The 373-nt window shown below is 44.8% G+C and carries 1 rRNA gene; it reads right to left on the minus strand.

Annotated features, from left to right (window positions below):
- Positions 1–37 precede the first annotated feature (37 nt).
- Positions 38–154: ribosomal RNA gene (gene rrf / locus ACYQ2M_RS25370) — 5S ribosomal RNA — on the minus strand.
- Positions 155–373 lie beyond the last annotated feature (219 nt).

Consider the following 373-nt stretch of genomic DNA (forward strand, 5'->3'; position numbering starts at 1 on the left):
CATTATAAAATAATGATCAGGGCTATTTAAAAAGATAATCCGGCGACGTCCTACTCTCCCACACAGCTGCCCGTGCAGTACCATCGGCGCTAAGGTGCTTAACTTCCGTGTTCGGGATGGGAACGGGTGTGGCCACCTTGCCAGTGCCACCGGATTAAATCGGGTCGGATATTGATTGACCGGGAGTGATATCCACTCTTTTACAAATAACTGCAGGGTCAAAGCCCTGGGCATGTGGTTTATTCACACGTTTATAAGGTCAGCTATTCATACTCAGCCATTCAGTTCCGTATATTTATATTGTCACGGTAAATTATGGGGTTGCCTTTGCTATTCTCAACGCTTTTTTAGAAATCCATTGACAACCTGATTA

This window comes from Desulfocicer niacini (genome assembly GCF_054657595.1).